This window comes from Rhodococcus sp. (in: high G+C Gram-positive bacteria), from assembly GCF_049591685.1.
GTDB lineage: Bacteria > Actinomycetota > Actinomycetes > Mycobacteriales > Mycobacteriaceae > Rhodococcoides.
On record NZ_JBAWFH010000146.1, the window covers coordinates 1 to 7902 of the forward strand.

The window sequence follows — 7902 nt, forward strand, 5'->3', positions numbered from 1 at the left end:
AGACCGACCCGCCGTAACAGTGCAGCGAAGTCGCCTTCCCTACCCGCGGTTGCTGCGTGCATACGACCGAGAGCCTGCGCCATGGCCATCAGCGAGTTGGTGACCGAGGCCGCATCGGAGTGCTTGAGCAGCGCGGTGATGGGGCTGGCGTCACCGAGGTCACTCAACACGAGCAGACGAGCGCCCAGATCGTAGGCGAGCAGATCCGGACCGGGCCGACTGTCTTTGGCGAGTGCGTTCGCGAACTGGTAGGACGCAGCCTCCCGGAGGAACGCGGATTTACCGCCGACGTCGGCGGCGCGCTCGATGTCCGTGGTGGCCTCTCGAACCTGTTTGATCACGAGCGTCCGCGGGAGCTGGAACGGATTCTCCGATACCCGAACACGCAGAACGACCGCTTGGCCGCTGCCGCCCAGATCTACTGGATCGATCAACGTGACGGGTGCGCCGGTGCGCCTGGTGAGTAGCTGCTGAGCAGCGGCCACCACCTCTGAAACAGGGTCTGCCAATGTTGCGGTCATCGCATACCAAGGTACCTGGTCTGTCCGACGAACTGTGCTGTGTCACCGGTGTATTTCGGCTCGAATCGACGAAAACCCGATACCGATCCTGTCACGACGGTGCGGCCGTGTCACGCCGGTGCAGCGGTGGCCGACGGTTCGGCAGAATCCACCGGCGCCACGTCGACCGACACCGCGATACTGCTGTCTTCGGCGTCGGTATAGATGATTCCTCGCAGTGGCGGTACGTCCGCATAGTCGCGGCCCCACGCCACCGTCGTGTAGCGCTCGTCGACGAATTGATCGTTGGTCGGGTCGAACGCGATCCATCGATCCTCCGGGGTCCACACGGCTGCCCAGGCATGCGTTGCGTCCACTCCGATCATCCGCTCCTTGCCCGGCGGTGGACGTGTGGCGAGATAGCCGGAGACATAGCGCGCCGCCAGCCCCTTCGACCGTAGACATGCGATCGCGAGCCGCGCGAAGTCTTGGCAGACGCCCTCGCGGGACTGCAGGACGTCCGCCACCGTCGTCGAGATCGTCGTCGACCCCGACCGATACGTGAAGTCGGTGAAGATGCGGTGTGTCAGGTCGAACACCACCTCGCGCAACGGACGACCCGGCTCGAAGCTGGGCTCGGCGTACGCGCGCACAGCCTCGGTGATCTCCGGATCGGGCAGGTCTAGAACGAACTCGACGGCGACCGCCCGCGTTCCGTCGGGCGCGTGCACACCCGGTGCGAGAGGTCGTGCACTCTCCCACGCGATCGACATGCCGACGTTCCGCTCGTCCGCGCCGAGTTCTTCGACCTCGACCAGCGATTTCGCCGTGACGGTCAGCTTCTCGTGATCGGTGGTCACGTGGAAGTAGACGTCTTCGTTTCCGTACACGTCGACGCCCGACGACTGGTCCGTCGGCGCCGGCTCCACCGTGATCGACTTCTCCAGGCACCGCTGCTGGTCCGTCTCGCGTGGAGCGAGGTGGCCCCGACCGTACGACGACGTCACGCGATCCGAGTAGGTATACGTGGTGACGTGGGTGATGCGATAGCGATTGCTCACAACTCGTCCCCTTTTCGAGAGTTCGCACCCCGCGGAGATCGGCGCCTCCCGGCCGTGCCCCACAGTGGCTGGGTTTCACCCGGCAACACCATGTGCGTCGCGAGCACGACGCGTGAGAGTTCCTCGAGTCGATCGTGAATGCCGTCGACTAGGTCGACGAGCGTGACACGGCGTCCCGACGGGTCCACCGATTCGAGGTCGCCTGGATCGGCGCGTCGCAACCGCATGGTCATCTGCTCGACCAACAGTTCGGCCGGCGAGGTTCCCGATGCATCGGGCAGAGCCGACAGGTCGTCGCCGAGCCGGTCCAGCTGATAGACGAGGGAACGTGGGTTGCCCGCATCGAAGAGCAGCAGCTGCGCAACTGCTGCAGGACGTGCGCGACCGCGATTACGCCGCCGGTATATGACCGACGACTCAGCCGCCGAAAGAACCGAATCGATGACGGCCTGCTCCGTCGACGGAGTGAGCGCGTGCGCGAGTGTCGTCGACAGCAACTTCGTGAGTTGCAGCGCTCGCTCGATGCGCTTGCCGCAATCCATGAGGTACCAGCCGACGTCGCGAACCATGGACTCCGCGGCCAAGCCGTTGAGAGAGAGCAACCCCCGCAGGACGGCCGACTGTGTGGCCGCGAGCTGAGCCCCGTCGCTTTCTGCGGAGCTGCCGAGCTCGTCCAGCGCGGCGTCGATGCGCCCGAGGACCGCCCACGTGTCGATGGAGAGCTGATCGCGAACCCGGCGGGCAGCCTCCTGCATTCGGTCGACCGAGTGTGCCACCGAACCCGTTCGGTTCACCGACAATGTCAGCGACCGGAACTCGGCGGTGGCCAGCTCACGCGTCGCAGCGTCGAAGAATCCAGGCGCCGTCGCCGACACCCTGGTCACCGCTTCGAGGAAGATCGGCAAGCTGTCGCTGCCGTCGAGCCAGGGCATCGATCGATAATCCTGGTGCCGCTCGCGGGCAGCGATGAGCAAACGCGTCATGTCCTCGGCCCGTTCGCTGTAGCGGCCCAACCAATACAGGTCGCCGAGCACGCGCGGCGAACTGGCGACGTCCGCGGCGGACGACGCGGCATAATGCGGCAATTCCTCTACCGAAGCCGACATCGTCTTCGGCGTCGAATCCGCCGGAGTCACTCGGTCGGGTGCGCGAACCCACACGTCCTTCGACGCCACCTCGATCAACGGCTCCGCCACCGGCGACGAGATCAGGACCTGGCCGAGCCCACCCGCCATCGGCGTGTACCCAACCCGCTGAGCGACGGTGAACAGACGTATACCGACCTCCGACGCGGTTACGCCGACAGAACCAGTTGCGCCGCCGGCAGGGTCAACACCGACACCCGAGCCGGACGGGGCGATCGAGAAGTCCGGTACAGGTTGCCCGACCCAGTTGCCGGGCTCCGCGCGAAGCCGCCGCACGAATGCGTCGGCGCCCGCGTCGTCGAGATCGTGACCGATGGTGACCTCACGCATCGAGACCGACCGGAACACCAGCGAACGCACCCGCGCCACGAGTTCCGACACACCGTGCGGCGCGCCGCCCCACGTCGTGGGCGTCGACTCGAGCAGGAGGTCTTCGCCTAGGAGTGCGCGGCTCAGTGCAGGCAGCAGCGGAAGCAAACCTGGATTTTCGAGAACGCCGCTACCCAGCGTGTTGACGACGCTGACCGCACCGCGGCGCAGCACCTCGACGAGCCCCACGACGCCGAGCCTCGAATCGGGTCGGAGATCGAGCGGATCGGTGAACGCGGCATCGACCCGTCGAAGTACCACGTCGACCCGGCGCAGCGTGCCGAGCGATCGCATCCACAAGTATCCGTCCCGCACGACGAGATCCGCACTCTCGACCAGGGGGAAACCGAGAACGGTCGCGAGATAAGCCTGGTCGAACGCAGTTTCGGAGCGGTAGCCGGGGCTGAGTATCACGACCACCGGATCTTCGGCTGCTGCGGGAGCCACGTCGATCAACGAAAGGCGTAGTGCACGCGCAAATGTCGACAACGGCCGTGGATTCGTGTCTTGGTAGAGCTCGGGCGAGGCGCGGGACATCACCCGGCGATCGGCCAACGCATAGCCGATTCCCGACGGCGCCTGTGTCCGATCGGCGTACACCCGGAAGGCGCCGTCCGATCCGCGGCCCACATCCGCAGCATGGAGAAACAACTGCCTCGGTCCAGGAATCGTGATCCCGTGCGCCGCGCGGATGTAATGCGAATCGCCGAACACCAATTCGGGCGGTATGAGCCCTCCCCGAACGGTGCGCATCGGTCCGTACAGATCGGTGAGCACCGCATCGAGCAGCCGGGAACGCTGCAGCAATCCAGCCTCGAGCCTCTGCCAATCCTCGGCGCCGAGGACGAGGGGAATCTCGTCGAGGCCCCAACGGACCGGAGGGGCAACGATGTCCGAACTGTCGGCGACTATCGGGTTGTAGGTGATTCCGTGGTCTTCGACGAGCCGTCTCACCCGCGCCTGCAGTGCACGCTCTCCCCCGCGCCCCGCGCCGTCCAGCCCGGCAACGAGTTCGTTCCAATGCCCGCGAACCACGCCGTCGACGTCGAGTAGTTCGTCGTAGCGCGCGTCGAACGCTACGGCCCCGGTGGACCCGCCGCGGTATTCGGAGACGAGACGACCAGCGGATTCGCCCATTTTGGGGGCGTTCTCGACAAAGGGGTTCACCGTTTTCGCGGGCACCATCGACTTGCTGATCCTTCCGTCGGCGGCTCGGACACGGTGATCGAACGCATGGACAGGCAATCTTGCTACCTCGCAGCAGCAGCGGTGAACCCGCCCCACTGGACGCGAGAGCGCCCGGGCCACTGTAACGATCACTGCGAGACCACCGCCGTGCTTCGGCGCCGGCAACGTATCCGAAACGTGCACTCCACCGGCGCGTGTAGCTCTTGACACACTCCCCTGTGTGGGGTTCGCTCACCGTGAATCGAAGACACTCCGCAGGCGTATCACAGACGAAGTCGAGGGAAATCCGTGAGCGAAAACCCCCCTACCGGTCCGCAGTTCGGTAAGGATCCCGACCCCGACCGGCCCGAACACCCACAGTCGCCCGGCAATTATCCTCCGCCCGGCAACTATCCACCGTCGCCCGGCAACCCCCCGCCTGGCGGCAACTACCCCCCGCCCGGCAATTATCCGCCCGGTGGTGGTTACCCACCACCTCCCGGGAACTACCCACCGCCTCCCGGGAACTACCCACCGCCTCCCGGGAACTACCCACCCCCTCCCGGAAGCTTCGGGGCGCAAGGAGGTTATGGGGCACCGGGGTTCGGCGGCGGCCTGCCGTCGACCTTGAGTGTCGGCGACGCGATTTCGTTCGGCTGGAACAGGTTCAAGGCCAACGCCGGTGTGTGGGTCGGAATCGTGGTGATTCTCGCGATCATTCAGATCGTGGTGAACGCCCTTTTCGGCAACTCCGGTTCCGCTTCCGGCGACTTCTCCGATGTGTTCACCGTATGGTCGATCATCGGGTCGTTGCTCAGTGTCATCCTCGGTTACTTGATCGCAGCGGCCATGGTGCGAGGTGCGCTGCACGAGGTGGACGGGAACAAGCCGTCGATCGCGTCGTTCTTCCAGTTCGCGAACGTCGGGTCGATCATCGTTGCCAGCTTGCTGGTGTCGATCCTCGTGTTCGTCGGCTTCATCCTCTTGATCATTCCCGGCATCGTTCTGACGTTCCTGACGTGGTGGACGGTGCAGTTCGTGGTTGATCGAGGTGAAGACCCCGTCACGGCAATCAAGTCGAGTTTCCGAGCCATCTCGTCGAACGCCGGACAGATCTTCGTCCTCGCGCTGGCACTCGTCGGTATCAACATTCTCGGCGCCATCCCGTGCGGCCTGGGCCTGTTGGTGACCCTGCCGATCACGTACATCGCCTCGACGTACGCGTATCGAATCGTCACCGCCCGCGGTTCGCTCGCCTGAAACCGGCGAACCGACACTGACGGAGCACGCGAAAAGCCCCCGAAATCGAGCATTTCGGGGGCTTTTCGTCGTCGGTCTACTTATTGAGCCGTATCGCCCGACTCCGTCGCGTCTTCGCGCTTTTCCGGCTTGAAATCGATGCCGGATTCCTTGCGCTGCTGCGGGGTGATGGGCGCAGGCGCATCCGTCAGTGGGTCGACGCCGCCGCCGGACTTCGGGAAAGCGATGACCTCGCGGATGGAGTCCACGCCCGCCAGCAGTGCCGTGATACGGTCCCACCCGAACGCGATGCCGCCATGCGGTGGTGCGCCGTAGCTGAAGGCGTCGAGCAGGAAGCCGAACTTTTCTTGCGCTTCGTGCTGGTCGATACCCATGACGGCGAAGACGCGCTCCTGAATGTCCTTGCGGTGGATACGAATACTGCCGCCGCCGATCTCGTTGCCGTTGCAGACGATGTCGTATGCGTAGGCGAGCGCAGTGCCGGGTTCGGTGTCGAAGTTGTCCATCGACTCCGGCTTCGGCGAGGTGAACGCGTGGTGCACGGCCGTCCACGCACCCGAACCGACGGCGACGTCACCACTGGCGGTGGCGTCGGAAGTCGGTTCGAACAATGGTGCGTCGACAACCCACACGAACGCCCACGCCTTCGGGTCGATCAGATCGAGCTTGCGAGCGATCTCGCCGCGCACCGCTCCGAGCAGACCACGCGATGCTTTGATCGGTCCGGCAGAGAAGAAGATGGCGTCGCCGGGCTTTGCTCCGACGTGCGCAGCGATACCGTCACGCTCGGTGTCGGTGAGGTTCTTCGCGACGGGTCCGCCGAGGGTGCCGTCCTCCGCCACGAGGACGTAGGCGAGGCCCTTGTGGCCACGCTGCTTGGCGAATTCCTGCCATTTGTCGAGCTGCTTGCGGGGCTGCGATGCGCCACCGGGCATCACGACGGCTCCGACGTACGGAGCCTGGAACACCCGGAAAGTGGTGTTGGCAAAGAAGTCCGTGCATTCGACGAGTTCGATGTCGAACCGGAGATCCGGCTTGTCAGATCCGTACCGACGCATCGCCTCGGCGTACGTGATCCGGGGAATCGACGTTGTGAACTCGTACCCGACGAGCTTCCACAGGGCCGCGAGAATCTCTTCGGCAAGCAGCATGACGTCGTCCTGGGTGACGAAGCTCATCTCGACGTCCAGCTGCGTGAACTCCGGCTGACGGTCCGCCCGGAAATCCTCGTCGCGATAGCAGCGAGCGATCTGGTAGTACCGTTCGATACCGCCGACCATCAGCAGCTGCTTGAAGAGCTGAGGGCTCTGCGGCAACGCGTAGAAGCTGCCCGGCTGCAGGCGTGCAGGCACCAGGAAGTCGCGTGCACCCTCGGGCGTCGAGCGCGTGAGGGTGGGGGTTTCCACCTCGATGAATTCGTGATGAGACAGAACACCGCGGGCGGCTGCGTTGACCTGTGAGCGCAACCGAATTGCGTGACCCGGGCCTTCGCGGCGCAGGTCGAGGTACCGGTATTTGAGCCGTGCTTCCTCGCCGGGCTGGTCGTCGAGCTGGAACGGCAGGGGCGCGCTCTCGGACAGCACCTCGATATCGGACGCGTCCACCTCGACCGCGCCGGTGGGAATCTCGAAGTTCTGGTTGCCCTCGGGGCGCTGCTCGACCTTGCCGGTGACCTTGACGACGTATTCGGCACGCAGGCGGTGCGCCTTCTCGGCAACGTCGCCGGCGCGGAAGACGACCTGCGCGACGCCCGATGCGTCACGGAGATCGATGAAGATGACACCGCCGTGATCGCGGCGGCGCGCAACCCAACCCGTCAGGGTGACTGTTCGGTCGACGTGCTCGGATCGTAGTGAGCCGGCGAGGTGGGTGCGCAGCACGGGTTTCCTTTCACAAAATTCAAAAAATCGTGTTCGACGGTTACCGATCCTACGGAGGGGATATCGGTACGGGAAACGCGATACCTGCAGGGCGTGGCAAGCTGCTTCCCGACGGGTGTCGATGCGACGATCTCCTACACCGTTTCGGCGAAGCTGCTCTGGAAGGAATAGACATGACGTTCAGAGAGGGCGCCCGCAATCAGCCGGGCCGCGTGTCCGTCGGCGGCCGCGGCGGAGGTGGCCGAGGAAAGCTCGCCATCGGCGGCGGTGCAGGCGGTTTGGTCATCATTGTCCTGGTACTGCTGTTCGGCGGCGACCCGAGTCAGGTGCTCGGTCAGTTGAGCGGGGGAACCGACAACGGCGGCGGCACGCAGAGCGGGTCTGGCATCGTCGAGAACTGCGAGACCGGGTCCGACGCCAACGCGAACGTCGATTGCCTGGTGGATTTCACCGTCAGCAGCCTCGACCTCGTCTGGGAAGCCCAGCTGGGCCCACAGACAGGAGTTGCATACGTCCAACC

Annotated in this window: 5 protein-coding genes and 1 pseudogene; 2 read left to right on the top strand and 4 right to left on the bottom strand. The window is 64.9% G+C overall.

The annotated features are described in order from the left end of the window. The 3 genes and pseudogenes from WBQ44_RS06315 to WBQ44_RS06325 form a co-directional block, all read right to left on the bottom strand. Window positions 1-521: pseudogene (locus tag WBQ44_RS06315) on the bottom strand (kinase); the annotation flags it as partial. Between the two features lie 110 nt (window positions 522-631). After that, a complete protein-coding gene (locus tag WBQ44_RS06320; protein WP_495565871.1) occupies window positions 632-1561 on the bottom strand; it encodes a transglutaminase family protein in 930 nt (309 codons plus the stop codon). Further along, the gene (locus WBQ44_RS06325) at window positions 1558-4260 is read right to left on the bottom strand and encodes a circularly permuted type 2 ATP-grasp protein (protein WP_495565872.1); all 2703 of its coding nucleotides are present in this window, start codon (window positions 4258-4260) and stop codon (window positions 1558-1560) included. The genes WBQ44_RS06320 and WBQ44_RS06325 overlap by 4 nt, the downstream gene beginning before the upstream one ends. A gap of 291 nt (window positions 4261-4551) precedes the next feature. Between WBQ44_RS06325 and WBQ44_RS06330 the strand changes: the two genes are divergently transcribed. Further along, entirely contained in the window at window positions 4552-5502 is a 951-nt protein-coding gene (locus tag WBQ44_RS06330) for a DUF2189 domain-containing protein (protein ID WP_495565873.1), read from the top strand. Window positions 5503-5582: 80 nt separating this feature from the next. Here the strand turns inward: WBQ44_RS06330 and aspS are convergent, their stop codons facing one another. After that, the gene (gene aspS, locus WBQ44_RS06335; RefSeq protein ID WP_495565874.1) at window positions 5583-7382 is read right to left on the bottom strand and encodes an aspartate--tRNA ligase; all 1800 of its coding nucleotides are present in this window, start codon (window positions 7380-7382) and stop codon (window positions 5583-5585) included. Between the two features lie 173 nt (window positions 7383-7555). On the opposite strand from aspS, the gene WBQ44_RS06340 reads away from it, so the two are divergent. Continuing rightward, window positions 7556-7902 (top strand): neutral zinc metallopeptidase (locus WBQ44_RS06340; RefSeq protein ID WP_495565875.1); only part of this gene is annotated, 347 nt, incomplete at its 3' end.